Here is a 14,083-nt window from a genome sequence, read left to right as displayed (position 1 = left end):
GATGTGGCAAACGCTCTTTGAGATCCTCGAACCTGGGGTCGCGATAGGCCGGATTACCTGAATGCAACAGGCCTTCCAGCACGGGATCTTCCACAGCCAGAAGGTCGCTCATGTTCAACTTTGCCTCACCTATCTTGTAGAGGTAGGACTTTACGGTATTCTTGCTTATACTAAGGCTGCGGGCTATTGCTTTGATGGCATAGCCCTGCTGGTGCAGCCTGATCATCTGTTTTATCTGACTCATGGGTCTGGTTTTTCCGGCCATTGGGTAATATCATTTTCCCAAAAGTAAAACCAAAATCAGCACCCCGGCAAGGGGTCAATATCTTCCGGAATACTGAGGTCCCAATAATACCAGAGGGGTCAATATGTCCCGGAATATATAGCCGTTCTGAACAACAGAGGGGTCAGTATCTGACGGAATGCCATGCGATAGCAGCGCTTAAAACATCATGGTATACCTAAACAAGTCCGGAATCAAGGGGTCAGCATGCTCCGGTCTATGCAGGCTTCTTCTTTCATTTTTAAGAATAAACAGTCCGCATCTTCCATTTCATATTTTAAATCAATGATATCAAGTGGATAGTAGTTTGTAAACTTATCAAAACTTAGTGCCTCTGCAATGGAGAAATTATCAACTATATTTATTTCGCCACTGACAAGTGTACCTGCAAAGCTAAAATTTTTTAGAGATTTTCTGGTGGTCTTTGTTTCTGTCACAGTGAAACGGCCATTGCCACTGAGTATTTCTAAAGAGCCTCCAGTCATAGTTGTAATTCGTAATGAACCGGCTAAACCGTTGCCTTGCCCAACTTTGGGATTTCTAGTTACTCCGGCTTTTATTGCCTCACCTATTGCATCTAATTCAGTACGTAGTGAAGGAAAACCTTCTTGCATAGATTTCAAAATTCCCCTTCCAGAATCTGATACAGCGAATAATATTTTTCCTTCTTTGTGGTGTGTATTAGCCTGAATAATTCCCCCATGTATTGAATTAGAATGGTTTAAAACGTTGTCTGTAATTTCATTAATTGACCACTCTAGACCGGAAACAATCTCCTTCGGTATAGTCATCGTTCTTAAAACAACATCCATAAAATCATTGACGGCTTTTTGCTGTTCTTCCGCATTTTCAAATCGCCTTGTAACCAAGTGGCGGTCATAGGTCGAATCTGATTTGTCGAACTGATCTGGAGATAAGAAATGCGCCCAATTTACACTTCTAAAAAGTCTTCTTATTTCGTTATCCTTGGGCAAGTTAACAATAACTTCTATTCCTAAATCTCTTAACTGATCAATAGTGCAAATTAGTGGAAGCATACCGTCAGGAAATACTTTTTTAACCTTCCCGAAATCAATTTTAATTTTACCAATATTTAGTCGTCTGAAATATTTTACTGCTGAACAGAATTGAAGAATAGAATAAGTGTTTATCTTGTCAGAAAAGACGATGATATTATTTTTTTTATTATAGTGACAATTTTCGTACATAGTATAGTTATATTATTCGTTGAGCCGTCAAAAAACAATAGTTTTTTAGAAGTTTAATTTTCGAACCGAACTTACCCGACTTCACTCAATCCACCTTATGGTTTCCCGTAAATGCGTTAGCTTCTATTCAGTACGAGTGGTAGACATAAGTTCATCAGTTTGATTTACCCTTATTTTAAACTTCTCAAACTTGTCCTTAAATGAGTATGTGAAATCTAGGATCGCAATCGTGAAGTCCAAAACATCTTTTGCATCTAGATGTTCAAAATCGGTATCGAATCCATGGGCAGCTTTATTTCCTGCCAATCGTAGACCATTTGCCCACTCGTATATCTGATCGTTAATTATTCCTTCTTCCTTTAGTTTTTTGATTGACAATGCTAGATTATTCTCTTTGATTCCCTTTTCTATACAGAATGCTTCAAGAGTTTTTCTGGACATTATTATTGATGCTGTTAGTGCCCCCGCCTTAAAGCATTTTATAGATTCTAATAAACTTCTATTCAGAGATTGTGGAATAACAGGATTTATATGGAAGCTGTTATGGGGATATATTATTTTCGGGTTTCCCCATTCTGGATCTTGTTCAAAAGGAGGGAAATCAAGTTCTTGTTCAATCAATATCGGATTTAAACACACTGGACATTTGCACAATGAAAACTGAACATTGTACATCCAATCTGGTTCGAATTGTCGGATATAAGAACCGATAACCGCAACTTGTACTTTAGCTAGACAGCTTTCGCATTCAACTAACATAATAATGATTCATTTAGATAATAAATTCTTTATAAGATCACATTTTATGACTTTAAACACTATTCATTTCCGGCTCTATCTACGTCAACATTCTTATATAATTGTTCGAACGCCCTTTTCGCCTTAATTTTTTGAGAAATGGATAAGTGATAAACTTCATATGCGTAAAAATCATTTCTATCTCTTTTGAGAACTTTGTTAAATCTAGTAGGATCAATACCTGCACTACTAGCAACATCTTTCTGATCGACAAGAAATTGATTTACGAACTTCTCAAAACTATTTAATCCTTTTGTATCTTTAGGTATCGTAAATCTATTAAAAGGTATATTAACGAAGAATGTATTAGCTACTTTTTCGATATTTAATTTCAATATGCAGGCCACTTTATATAATTCGAAACCATAAACCACGTCGATCTTCTTGTTTAATATATATATGATATTCATAGGTTTACCCTCTAAATCTACTAGATGCTTAGAATTCTTCTTCAAGACCTCAATAAAATCACTTTTTTCTTGCTTTAAATATTCTTTAAATGTCATTTTATTTGATTGATAATCAGAGTTTTGTTATTTTTTTGTTAAATATCGACAACATAAATTGTCAATATTGTTATTTATCATTATGTTTGTGTATGATTTAAATAATTATAAATCAAACAGTTTGAGCTATTGTTAGGTTTAACCTAATAAATACGACGAGTCTCCAACTTTCTCGATTGATACCCGTGAAGGAGGCAGTAAGGTTAGCTCATTTCCTACGAATATTATATCTTTGCATATGATCGTAGGGGTGGGCCTTGCTGTGAAACCGCTTTCGGGTATCACCTAAAGCTTTTGCTTTAGGACGACCTAGAACCTTGGTTCTGGTGAAAAGAGTGGTGGATCGTAAGGTTTCGCCCTTGCGTGATTTTAGGACTTGTCGTTCATATAATTAACAAGATTATGAGAACGGACTATTTAACCATCCAAAAGAAACCTTTAGACACGATCCTAGATCGCAGTCATTGGTTTTCCCTTTCATTACTCGTTAAGAACGTCATTTCGCCACCAGAATAAACCTGCCATAACTGTAAACAGACAAGGGGAGTTGATGTCATATTTTACAATATGCACTTCTTGCTCCACAACAATCGCATAAAAAATGCCTGTTGTTATCTTGTCTGCTACCGATCTGTCATACCTCTCGCAAAAAGTTGTATAATAGAGCGATATCGCATCTTTATTCTCGAACCTTAAAGGTAGGTATTAGTTTCTATTGGTACAAATAGTTTTGTACGGGGTACTATTGTTATATACAATATATGATGATCGGTTCTTGTATTTTTCTTTTTCCTAAGTGTCATATTACCAACGTAAAATGACCAATTATATTCACGAAAAGTGGCGCTTGGGAATTTTGTTTGATTTATTAATTGTGTGACCTGAAAGGGGACTGTATTGTCTTTAGACCCGTTCGACTTCTCTGCGTTCCGCTCAGGGTGACGGGGATAGATTAGGTCGCATCAAAAGTAACCGAAAAATGAAACATTTTTTTAGGGGTGGGGAAGGAATGTCCTGTGGACAGAGCCGTGTCCGACTACTGGCGGATGATCATGTTAACGAGTTATCACCTTTTCAATACCTTTTTAACACCTCTGCATCGAGAATCCTCGATCAAAACGTGATGAAAACGTGTTCCGAGGGTGATGAAACTCCGAAGCTGGTACGGAGCAGATACGAATCTGATCCGAAAGTAGACGAGATGTCGTCCTTTGTTCCAACGGATTATCTGCCCTATAACTACGATCTCAATAGGCGAATGCAAGAAAATCGGAAGACAGCGACTAGAAGAGGGCCTAAGAGGGACAAATACGAAGAAGATCAACACAGATTAAACAGGGAAGGAGTAGACTATGATTTTTAAACCATTGGAAAATTATTTCCATTTGATTCTGCCCTTCGAAATGGTATTCAACTATCCGCATACAGAAGGGTATGATCCAGAGAAGGTCATTGAAGAGTTTTGGCAAAGGTATGACATTAACGATAGCCGAGATCATATCGTCTGTTTATATCTAAAAGCATTGGGTAAAGAAGTAAGCGATCCAGTTAAAGATTATGGTGAAGATGAACTCAAAAGCTATTCCTTAGAGTTAATGCATCTATTGGTGGCTTATTATCTCTGCCATATCCATGAGGTAGACCTTTCAGAATTAGATGTTCCGAATCTCTCCCAGGGAAAAATAACAGAAGAAGAGTTGAAATTTCGACAGATTAATTTCGAGCTCTTTGGTGATAAAAAAACAGCTAAATAACCTGAATAATGAAAACTAATAAAATTGATATACTTAACATTGAGAGCAAGATGGAGGCAAGGCAATCCGTGATAAATCTGGTAAAAAGATATCCAGCAGATCCACTCTTGGTAAGAAGTAGCTACAAATCAGGTCAGGAACCTGTAGGGTATCAAGAAGACCGATTTCCTTCTGCCCAGGATCTGCCTTTGTTCTGCCTTGGTTCTACCCAAACCGGGTCATTTCCTAACGGATCCCCGATGAATCCCCGGTCACCATCGGGGATTCATCGGGAATCGATCGGAAGTTCATCGGGGAAAGGCAGAATTCTGCTTGGTCTTGGTCGGTTGCTTTTCGGTGTAAAGCCCAAGCGAAGTTTAGGTGAGGAAAAAGAGGGCAACGAGCTAAGAAGCTCTGTTTTTCTTCGCTATTTCTTCGGTCGCCACCTTACTGCCGCCTTACCTCCGCCTTACCGTGGCCTTACTGCCACCTTACCTTTAGTAAGGCTACGGTATGACTTTAGTAAGGCCGAGGCAAACAAACGTTGGGAGGGAGAGCATACTTGGACACTACTTAGGGCATGCACTAAGAATGCTTCGGCTGAGGTTGCAGGTTGGTTCGGTGTGGCTTCGAGATGGGGTCGCACCATGGTGCGGTCTTGTTCGACTGTTGTTCGAGTGTTGTTCGGGTGCTGTTCGAGTGCGAGTCGAAGCCCACTCGAAGACGAGTCGAACAGCACCCGAAGGTGTCTCGAAGAAGTCTCGAACACGTCCCGAAGCGCTGTCGAAGGACAGTCGAAGAGCACTCGAAGAGTTGTCGAAGCGGAGGGTGCCCGAACTAAGGTTGAACTAGCCTTAACACAGGCTATAACTAGGGTTGAACTAGGAACGAACTACCAAACAACTAGGAATGAACTAGGAAGCATTCATAATCCTTCGAAATCGTTCATAATCCTTCAGAATCATTCGGAGGGTGCAGAGGCCTCAGGACTTCCTCTGAACCTTCTATGCGCCTTCTCTGAACATCAGACAGATATGCAGCGAACAAGAAACAAACATAAACGGTACATCGCTGACACATGTCCGACACATGTTCAAGACAACAACGGTACATGTTTGACACATGAACCACACATGAATGACACAATAAAAAGTACTGAAACAACACAGGAAAGATACCCTAAAGGTACGGGAGAGGTACTGAATAGTGGGGGTAAAGGTACTGAAGAGGTACTGGAGAGCTACCAAATAGGTACGAAACAGCTACATGCTGATGGTAAGTCGGCAGTGGCTTTGGAGAGGGAGATAGATTGCTTCGGCGTAGTTCCTCCAATGCGCAATGACGGGGAGGTGGTGGAAGAGTTGCGGGAGAAACGTTTGATTTTAAGGGGTTTTCGGGAACTCTGTGAGGAGTTTAGGGTCAAAGTGGAGTCTATGGTTGTAAAAGAAAATAGAGGTCGGCAAATCGCTTTAAAACAAGTCAGTCGTTTTGCAAAGTTTTTAGATATCTCTATTCCTCCGCCAACTGGCGGATACAATCGATATGACGGGAGGGAGAAACGAGGTGACGTACGAAGTGTGTGGTGTATGCAATTGGCCAAAGGCTATCAGCTATTAGCTTTAATAATATTGTGTGTGTTGTTTAGTCCGTTTGTGTTTACACAGGCGGTCGCTCAGAAGCAGCCGGGATCAGTACTTGTTGGGGAGGTACGCTCGGCTGCCGATGGGCAGATCATCGAAGGGGCGACGGTCACGAATGGTAAAAAGACAGTTCGTACAGATGCAAAAGGTAAGTTTAGTATCACTGTAGATAAATCGCAGGGAGTATTAATAATTAAATATATAGGTTTTAAAGAGCAAAGTGTTGCTTATGATAATACAACTACATTTTTAAATATACAGCTGCAGGTCGGCAGCAAGGAAATAGAAGAGGTCGAGGTGGTCTCTACGGGCTATCAGAATATACCGAAAGAACGAGCTACAGGAAGTTTTGAAGTCGTGGATAGTGCGCTTTTTCACCGTCGTATGGGCACGAATGTCATCGACCGTCTAGAGAATATGGTGCCGGGTATGCTGTTCGACCGTACGCCGGGAGCGCCTGATCCGATATTGATCCGAGGTCGCAGTACCATTTTCGGTGATGCTTCGCCACTGATCATATTGGACAATTTTCCCTACGAAGGAGATATCAATAGCATCAATCCAAATGATATCGAGTCTGTGACGGTGCTGAAAGATGCCGCAGCGGCTTCAATATGGGGATCAAGGGCAGGTAATGGGGTTATCGTGATTACAACGAAAAAAGGCAGAGCTGCAAAACCGAGTATTCAGTTCAATACCAATGCCACCATACAGCCTCGTCCTGACTTAAATCATGTACCTACAATGTCCAGCAAGGATTTCATAGAGATGGAAGAGCTGATGTTCGCGCGAAAGCATTATGATACCAAGCTAACAAATACTTTCTCGTGGCCTGTAATTAGCCCCGTTGTCGAACTTTTGGATAGAGTGAGGGCAGGAGATGCGGATGCAAACGAAGCTCGTACACAGATCGAACGATGGAAAGAAATGGATTACCGCGATGATCTAAAGGATTATTTTTACCGAACCAGTGTAAAGCAGCAGCATAGCCTTAATATCAGTGGTCGCTCGGACAGACAGCGCTATTTTCTATCGGCAGGTATGGATAAGGGTAAAGAGAGTCTGGTGGGCAATTCGTCCAATAGGTTTACTTTACGTGGTCAATACGGTTTTAAGCTTTATGATGGTCTGGAAATAGATGCTACCATGCAGCTGGGGCAGCAGCGCAATACCAGTAGCAGTAATCCGGGGGTAAATCTGAATGCAGGCGGCCTGATAGGTATGTACCCTTATGCGGATCTGGTCGATGAGATGGGAAATGCAGCGGCTATCCCGCATACATTTGGCACAGCGCTGAAAGAGTCTATCACTGCGCAGTCGGGCGTGGATTGGAGCAACAGGCCGTATGACGACATCCGTTACAGCAGGTACAACACTTACTTGAATGATAATTTATTGCAGACATCACTTCGGTATCAGCCTTTGGATTGGTTGACTGCCGAATTGCGGTATCAGTTTCAGCAGTCAAACGATGATCAGAACTATTTAAACGATAAAGAATCCTATTTTGTGCGACATCGGGTCAATAGCTTTTACCAGCCAACAGGTACCAATAAATTTCCTGTTCCTTGGGCTGGTTACCTCGAGCAACGCATATCCGATACCCGATCGCACCAAGGACGTGCGCAGCTGGCTGTCGATAAAACTTGGGGGGAGCATGAGGTTCATGGTATCGTAGGATGGGAGATCCGTGATGTGCTGACCAAGGGGCGTACTTCTACATTCTATGGGTACGAGCGGGAAGGGAGCCTGACCAATAGTCAGATGAATTTTGGTCAGAGCTACAAGAACTCCTATAATACCTCCAGTAGTTTGATTCCTAATGGACAGGGAATTTCAGAAATGCTTGATCGATTTTTGTCTACCTATGCAAACCTGTCTTACAGCTACAAATCGAGGTATACCTTAAGTGCTAGTGTACGTAATGATGCGGCCAATCTGTATGGTGTTGAAACCAATATGAAGGGTACGCCGCTATGGTCGCTAGGCTTAGCTTACCAACTAAGTAAAGAGGATTTTTACAAACTTGAGGCTGTGCCTGTTTTAAAATTAAGAGCTACTTATGGGCACAATGGCAATCTGGCTCGGGGCGCCAATGCGATGGTCACTGCGCGTTACAGACAGCTCGGGGCTATACCAGAGATCAGTGCCGATATCGTTGGACTCCCTAACGAACGCCTGCGCTGGGAAAAGGTCAAACAGCTAAATCTGGGGCTTGACTTTGGACTGAAAAATCAGGTGCTGAGCGGAACGATAGAATACTACCGCAAGACCGCTGTCGATCTGTTGGGTACCGCACCCTTGGATCCCACATTGGGCGCAAGTTCGTTCTTTGGTAATGTAGCCAATATGAAAGGACAGGGTTGGGATTTAAGTCTATACGCCCGTATGGGTAAAGGAAAACTGCAATGGATGCCTAGCCTGATCGGTAGCTATGCCCGGACGGAAATCACGAAATACCTGATGCCCGTTGGTAATGGCAGTGCCTATCTTGCGGAGAGCCGTGTCAATCCGGTGGTGGGCAAGCCGGTATTCGCCGTGTACGGTTACCGTTGGGAAGGACTGGACAGTCAGGGGGATCCGCAAGGCTGGCTGAATGGCCAGATATCCAAAACCTACAGCAGCATTACAGGACAGACCAAACTGGATTCCATGCATTATGCAGGGGCTACGCAGCCGCTATGGTTTGCAGGATTCCGGCATACACTTAACTATGGGCCTGCGTCACTTTCATTTAACCTGAGTTATCGCGGAGGTCATTATTTTAGAGCATCTTCTATCTCTTATGGTGGTGCAATAGATTATTGGAATACACACTCAGACTATGCAAAACGTTGGCAGCAGGCAGGGGATGAATTGTTAACGGATGTACCTGTCTTTCGTCCAGAGTCTCTTTCTGCTAGTTCAGGCTTTTACACAAATTCAGCAGCTTTATTAGAAAAGGCAGATATGGTTCGTTTGGACGATATACAGTTTTCTTACAACCTCTCACAGTCGCTGCTTCGCAGGTCGGTTTTTGCGAATCTTACTTTTCATTGTTATGCACGGCCATCGGGTTTGATCTGGGCTGCAAATAATCGTGAGATAGATCCTAATTACAAAGACATTCCCAAACAAGTAGGAAGCATTGCTTTGGGGATTACAGCACAATTAAAATAAAAATCATGAGAATTATATATGTTTTACTGTTGTGCAGCCTTTGGATGGGCTGTAGCAAAGAGAAGTTTCTCGATGAAAAGCCAAATCAGGCTTTATTAGTCCCGCAAACATTGGAGGAGCTACAGGCTATTTTGGATAATACGGCATTGTTTAATGGAATAGCAGGTGCTTTAACCACTACCGGTATTACACCTCTATTAGGTCAAACAGCTAGTGATGAATATTTTGTTGGTAGGCCTACTGCGTATGTTTCTTCATCTAATACTTACATGAAAGCTACCTATACTTGGGACAAAAAGGATGTTTATGCGGGATACGAAACAATAGTAGATTGGACTAAACCTTATAATAGCATACTTAGTGCAAATATTTGTCTTGAACAGCTATCTAAATTGTCCATGAGTGATCAAAACTCTCTATTAGGTAGAGAAGTAAGGGGAACTGCTTTATTTCATCGAGCACATTTGTATTTTCAATTAGCCCAAGTTTTTGCTCCTGTTTACAGCAAAGAGTATAGCAGTCAAAAAAATGGATTACCCATAAGACTTCGAGGTGATATTAATGAAGGGGTAGTTCGTACAACACTTAGTGATACATATGTTCAAATATTGAATGATTTGCTAGAGGCGTTAAAATACTTACCAGCGAATGCACTTTATACTACTCGGCCAAATATTGCCGCTGCTAAAGCTCTACTAGCACGAGTATATTTATCGATGTCTGATTATCCCCAAGCTCTAATTTATGCAAATAAAGCTCTTGAAATCAAGAGTAAACTAATGGATTATAACAGTTTGGACTTAACCAAAGCTTTCCCAATTCATAAAGATAATGATGAGGTTATCTTTAGTAGTTTGATGATTGTTGGTGGTGTTGTAAACACAGCTTTTAGCCCAAGTTATGCTTCTGTTGACTCTAACATAGTAAACTCTTACGAGAACGGAGATCTAAGAAAATCGGTTTTTCTAAAGAAAAGAACACCAGCAAATAGTATAGGGATGGAATTCAAAGGTTCATATTTCGGTGATTCCTATTGTTTTTCTGGCTTAGCGACTGATGAACTTTATTTAATTAAGGCTGAATGTTTGGCTCGATCTGGACGTACAGAAGATGCTTGTGTTGCTTTGAACACTTTATTAAAGAATCGTTTCGATCCATTAAAATTTGACCCTTTGGACGAGCGTGACCCTGATAAACTATTAAAAATTGTATTAGATGAACGACGAAAGGAATTGCTTTTTCGGGGCCTGCGTTGGACAGATTTGAGAAGGTTAAATCTTGATCCGAGGTTTGCTGTTACGTTAAAACGTAACATTGGTGAAGAGGAATTTGAGCTTCCTCCGAATGATGTTCGATACACCTATCCTATACCAGCAGATGTAATGGGCTTTCATCCTGAAATGTTCCAAAATCCACGTTAAACCCAGAAATCATGTATAAAAAATATATCGTATTAATACTCTTAATGGGGAATGTGCTATCTTCTATAGTCTTTTGTCAGGAGCAGATTAAACCTTTAGCTATTGGTGACACCTTGCCTGAATTACCTTTTCATCAAGTTATAAATTATCCGAAGGAAAAATTGAAACTTTCTGATTTCAAAGGTAAGCTCCTAATACTTGATTTTTGGAACACTTGGTGTTCAGCTTGTCTTGCGAGTTTCCCAAAGCTGTCGAGCCTACAGCGTATTTATAAAGACCAATTAATGATTCTGCCTGTGGTGAGTGGCCGTACCAGTCGGAAAAAAGAATTTGTCGATTTTTATAAGATGAGAGCTGAAATGGGTGTACCTATAGAATTGCCGTCAATTGTTGAAGATACAATATTGATGAATCTCTTTCCACATAAAAGTTTACCGCATATTGTATTTATTGATAACGAAGGGGTTATAAGATTGATTTCAGGGAGTGTAGACTTGAATTCGGAGAATATTAATGAGATTTTAGAGGGGCGTAATAATTCATCTTCAAATAAGGTCATGCCTTCGACTATTTATGATGATTATAATGAAGATAAGCCGTTGCTCCTAAATGGTAACGGCGGTATGGATGATCAATTTATTCAAAAATCAGTTCTTATAAAGAATCTAAAAGTTAAAACAGGAGGAAATATTAAAATTTTAAGAGATTCTTCACATACTCGAATCACCTTATTAAATATGAAGTTGCCGTATTTATTTATTACACCATTTTTAGCTTTATATCCTGATAAGTTCGCTACTTTAACTGGAGATTACTTGCATAAGGAGTATGTTAGTGAAACAAATAATGAGGTTGTTAAAAAAGCAATTCAAGTGGCTAATAGAGAAATTCCAAAAACTAGAGAAGTTAAAGATTTCTACTCTTACGAGCTAATAATTCAAGGAAATAGGTCCGAAGAGGAGATGCTTAAAGCCATGATTACAGATTTAAACCGCTTGTTTAAAATAAATGTCCATCTGCAACAAAGAAAAATTTCAGCAATCGAGCTTTCCGTCTCTGATACTGCATTGTTGAATAAAAGCAAGTATAAGGTCGGTAGATCATATTCTGATGTTAAAAAAAGTCTTGATTCTACAAAATTCATATTTGTCAATTCAAGTATAAAGAACGTTGCATATACTCTGAATTGGCATTTAAATTTACCATTTATATATTCTAATCAAATAGACTTTATAAATTATGATATTCATTTTGATTTAAGTAATGGAGGAAGTTTTAAGGAGGTACAAAGTGTTCTGTCGAAAATTGGAATACGGGCAAAGAAAGTAAATAAATCCTTTGAGGTTTTAGTGTTTAGTGACTAATAAACAGAGAGGGCACTTAAAAAAGTGCCCCATACTACTAAAATTTAATGATTTGTTAAATATCGAACTTTATAACCTGCCCGAGATGTGTAACACTGCTCTTTAATTGGTAAACGCCAGGAGCAATCTCGTCACACTCTGAAATTGGATAACCTATTGCACAACAGTATTCCTTTAAAGGAGTACATAATGCTGGCTCTACAGTCGTTCCATTACTTGTGTTAAATGCATTTCTATCACAAGTTTCAGGCAGTAGTTCAGGATTATTAGCCGGAAACCAAACCATTTCCTCTGTGTTTGCGGCTTTTTCGTTGACTTGCGCTTTTTGGAATGATTGCAATCCAAATGCAAGTGTTAAGGCGATTACGCCTACTAGATAAGTTTTTGAAAGATACTTTTTCATTTGGGGTACCTCACTTTTCTTTAATGGTGCCTACTTGATTAGGGCATCGGCTTTCCCTCACTGTTTTATTTGTTTAAGAACTAATCATCTGTACAGCTGGATGACCTTATTTTAATTTTCTGTCCACTATTGGCTGGTCCGTTGTGTAGGGATGATTAGTGCTTGATTTTATTTTTAGATTTGGGCAGTAGTAATAAAGCCCAAAGATGGATAAGGATAATAAGAAGGCATTCAGCCAGAAATGTGCATGCCAGGATAAGCTGCCTATAATCTTTGAGCAGGAGCAGGGTAAATGGCCCAGTACCTTGGTCAAACCGAACCCTACATACAGCGTAAATACAAACAAGAGGATAGCTGAAGCCCAAAATCCATATCTGCGTGTCTTCGGTAAGAATAATAATATGCCTGTCAGTAATTCTACACCAGGCACAACATAAGTTAGGGGTTTGATACTCCATTTTGGGAGTGGCTGGCGACCGAGATTAACCTCAAATGTCCATAAATCAGCAAATTTGTCTATAGCCGTATGAAACCATAAGAATAATAATACAAAGGCTATGACCAGATGTATGTTTTCCTTGCTTAAGATGGATGTCGCTGTCGACTTTTGTATAGGTGCTGTTGTGTTCATAATGTTATCTGCTTGTTCTTAAATTAATAGCCCATGTCTAATGATATCTCCCTGATATAGTCTATCGTCGGCGGATACCCCTTTGGAAAGCGTTTATAATTTTTAATATAGCCACGCACCGTGTTGGGTGGTTCCTGCGCCACTACTTCAGCCAGACTTTCTTCCATTTGTGCGAGATAGCTTTCTTGGCTATATCTTCCTTTATGGTTATTTACCCAGCCTGCAATCTGACTACTGGCCCAGAGGGATTCTAATTTTTTATGACCGTATCGCCAATCATAGCCCATCATTTCGAATGCCGCAAGTACAATGGCGTACAGCGCGCTGAGGTCTATATGCTTGATGATCTGTTTACGTGCTGTACTGAGCTTGAGCATGCCGTTTATCACTGCATTGGCAAGATCTAGTTCCATAGCAAGGACCTCTTGGTATTCGTGTAGGAGCTTTTTAGCAATGTGATAATCGTAGTCGGGATCATTGGCCTTGATAAAACAGCCCTTCTTAAGGAGTTGCTTTAGGGCATAGTCGACCAAATAGGTGAATTCGGATGCCTCGGCTGTGTATTGACCATTAGCAGCAGTATGTTTTTCAACTTTCTTATAGCCCTTGCAGAGATACGATGGCGCTAACAATCCGAACCTGGATTCGTAATTCGCAGCTACGATAGCATAGCTATGATATAGTACCTCTCGCTCGTCATCAATAACAGCGAAGGGAAAGTGATAGGGGCTATTAGTCCAGCCTTCTGGTGCTAGATTTTGAATTAGCTGGTCCGCATCAGAATAGACGAGTTCTATCGCTTTTCTTAGATCCTTGCCATTGATATATTTTCTTTTCTTAGTCATCTCTTTATCTGTTTTGTATGTTATTGAGTTATCTCGCCTTGCTTGTTAACTCGTTCACTTGCGTAGTAAAACGAAGTCCGGATTTTTCATCG

The 14,083-nt window shown here is 40.5% G+C and carries 12 protein-coding genes; 5 read left to right on the top strand and 7 right to left on the bottom strand.

What is annotated here, in order from left to right; translation table 11 throughout:
* From M472_RS30445 to M472_RS30435, 4 genes are all read right to left on the bottom strand, one after another.
* Positions 1–226: helix-turn-helix domain-containing protein (locus tag M472_RS30445; RefSeq protein WP_158499887.1), on the bottom strand; the 226-nt coding region annotated here is incomplete at its 3' end.
* 251 nt (positions 227–477) lie between these two features.
* Positions 478–1,491, bottom strand: coding sequence for an ATP-binding protein (locus M472_RS30440; protein WP_021069663.1), 1,014 nt, complete (start codon positions 1,489–1,491; stop codon positions 478–480).
* 123 nt (positions 1,492–1,614) lie between these two features.
* Complete coding sequence (locus M472_RS44460; RefSeq protein ID WP_158499886.1) at positions 1,615–2,112, bottom strand: DUF4145 domain-containing protein; 498 nt, start codon at positions 2,110–2,112, stop codon at positions 1,615–1,617.
* Positions 2,113–2,309: 197 nt separating this feature from the next.
* Positions 2,310–2,795, bottom strand: coding sequence for a hypothetical protein (locus M472_RS30435; protein WP_021069661.1), 486 nt, complete (start codon positions 2,793–2,795; stop codon positions 2,310–2,312).
* A 979-nt stretch (positions 2,796–3,774) separates the two neighbouring features.
* Between M472_RS30435 and M472_RS30430 the strand changes: the two genes are divergently transcribed.
* Genes M472_RS30430 through M472_RS30410 form a run of 5 tightly spaced genes read left to right on the top strand, consistent with a single transcriptional unit; the run spans position 3,775 to position 12,112 of the window.
* Positions 3,775–4,158 (top strand): hypothetical protein, encoded by a 384-nt coding sequence (locus M472_RS30430; protein ID WP_021069660.1) that lies wholly within the window; start codon positions 3,775–3,777, stop codon positions 4,156–4,158.
* Positions 4,148–4,549, top strand: a complete 402-nt coding sequence (locus M472_RS30425) for a hypothetical protein (protein ID WP_021069659.1) — start codon at positions 4,148–4,150, stop codon at positions 4,547–4,549. Before M472_RS30430 ends, M472_RS30425 begins: the two co-directional genes overlap by 11 nt.
* A gap of 8 nt (positions 4,550–4,557) precedes the next feature.
* Positions 4,558–9,327, top strand: coding sequence for a SusC/RagA family TonB-linked outer membrane protein (locus M472_RS30420; RefSeq protein WP_021069658.1), 4,770 nt, complete (start codon positions 4,558–4,560; stop codon positions 9,325–9,327).
* A 5-nt stretch (positions 9,328–9,332) separates the two neighbouring features.
* Entirely contained in the window at positions 9,333–10,748 is a 1,416-nt protein-coding gene (locus M472_RS30415) for a RagB/SusD family nutrient uptake outer membrane protein (protein WP_081643123.1), read from the top strand.
* A gap of 11 nt (positions 10,749–10,759) precedes the next feature.
* Positions 10,760–12,112, top strand: a complete 1,353-nt coding sequence (locus tag M472_RS30410; protein ID WP_081643122.1) for a TlpA family protein disulfide reductase — start codon at positions 10,760–10,762, stop codon at positions 12,110–12,112.
* 55 nt (positions 12,113–12,167) lie between these two features.
* Here M472_RS30410 and M472_RS30405 read toward each other — a convergent pair whose 3' ends face one another.
* The 3 genes from M472_RS30405 to M472_RS30395 all read right to left on the bottom strand — a co-directional run bounded on the left by M472_RS30405 (position 12,168) and on the right by M472_RS30395 (position 13,991).
* Complete coding sequence (locus M472_RS30405) at positions 12,168–12,515, bottom strand: hypothetical protein (RefSeq protein WP_021069655.1); 348 nt, start codon at positions 12,513–12,515, stop codon at positions 12,168–12,170.
* Positions 12,516–12,621: 106 nt separating this feature from the next.
* The gene (locus M472_RS45175; protein ID WP_144062675.1) at positions 12,622–13,146 is read right to left on the bottom strand and encodes a MauE/DoxX family redox-associated membrane protein; all 525 of its coding nucleotides are present in this window, start codon (positions 13,144–13,146) and stop codon (positions 12,622–12,624) included.
* Between the two features lie 23 nt (positions 13,147–13,169).
* A complete protein-coding gene (locus M472_RS30395) occupies positions 13,170–13,991 on the bottom strand; it encodes a hypothetical protein (protein WP_021069653.1) in 822 nt (273 codons plus the stop codon).
* Positions 13,992–14,083: the final 92 nt, after the last annotated feature.

The organism is Sphingobacterium paucimobilis HER1398 (genome assembly GCF_000416985.1).
Classification (GTDB): Bacteria; Bacteroidota; Bacteroidia; order Sphingobacteriales; family Sphingobacteriaceae; genus Sphingobacterium; species Sphingobacterium paucimobilis.
The sequence above is the reverse complement of the archived record's forward strand: the minus strand, read 5'-3'. Positions and strand labels throughout refer to the sequence as shown.

Bases quoted from the DNA above. Each gene is read 5' to 3' on its own strand.
- M472_RS30440 (WP_021069663.1), bottom strand. From the start codon at position 1,491: ATGTACGAAAATTGTCACTATAATAAAAAAAATAATATCATCGTCTTT.
- M472_RS30405 (WP_021069655.1), bottom strand. From the start codon at position 12,515: ATGAAAAAGTATCTTTCAAAAACTTATCTAGTAGGCGTAATCGCCTTA.
- M472_RS30420 (WP_021069658.1), top strand. From the start codon at position 4,558: ATGAAAACTAATAAAATTGATATACTTAACATTGAGAGCAAGATGGAG.
- M472_RS30415 (WP_081643123.1), top strand. From the start codon at position 9,333: ATGAGAATTATATATGTTTTACTGTTGTGCAGCCTTTGGATGGGCTGT.
- M472_RS30410 (WP_081643122.1), top strand. From the start codon at position 10,760: ATGTATAAAAAATATATCGTATTAATACTCTTAATGGGGAATGTGCTA.
- M472_RS45175 (WP_144062675.1), bottom strand. From the start codon at position 13,146: ATGAACACAACAGCACCTATACAAAAGTCGACAGCGACATCCATCTTA.
- M472_RS30395 (WP_021069653.1), bottom strand. From the start codon at position 13,991: ATGACTAAGAAAAGAAAATATATCAATGGCAAGGATCTAAGAAAAGCG.
- M472_RS30435 (WP_021069661.1), bottom strand. From the start codon at position 2,795: ATGACATTTAAAGAATATTTAAAGCAAGAAAAAAGTGATTTTATTGAG.
- M472_RS30430 (WP_021069660.1), top strand. From the start codon at position 3,775: ATGAAACATTTTTTTAGGGGTGGGGAAGGAATGTCCTGTGGACAGAGC.
- M472_RS30425 (WP_021069659.1), top strand. From the start codon at position 4,148: ATGATTTTTAAACCATTGGAAAATTATTTCCATTTGATTCTGCCCTTC.